Origin of the sequence: Campylobacter sp. 2018MI13 (assembly GCF_018501135.1) — a bacterium.
In the GTDB taxonomy this organism is placed as follows: Bacteria; Campylobacterota; Campylobacteria; order Campylobacterales; family Campylobacteraceae; genus Campylobacter_E.
This window is the reverse complement of record NZ_JAHCZC010000360.1, coordinates 1-223: the sequence shown is the minus strand read 5'-3', so window position 1 is coordinate 223 and position 223 is coordinate 1. Positions and strand designations below refer to the sequence as shown.

Below are 223 nucleotides of genomic sequence, written 5' to 3'. Positions count from 1 at the left end.
GCCCGTACCGTAAACCGACACAGGTGGGTGGGATGAGTATTCTAAGGCGCGTGGAAGAACTCTCTTTAAGGAACTCTGCAAAATAGCACCGTATCGTCGGTATAAGGTGTGGTTAGCCTTGTATTAGAATTTGACTTCGAAAGCAAGGAAACTTACAACAAAGAGTCCCTCCCGACTGTTTACCAAAAACACAGCACTCTGCTAACACGTAAGTGGATGTATA

Annotated in this window: 1 rRNA gene; it reads left to right on the top strand. The window is 45.3% G+C overall.

The window, feature by feature from the left end:
* Window positions 1-223, top strand: a 23S ribosomal RNA gene (locus KJQ99_RS10395); the annotation flags it as partial.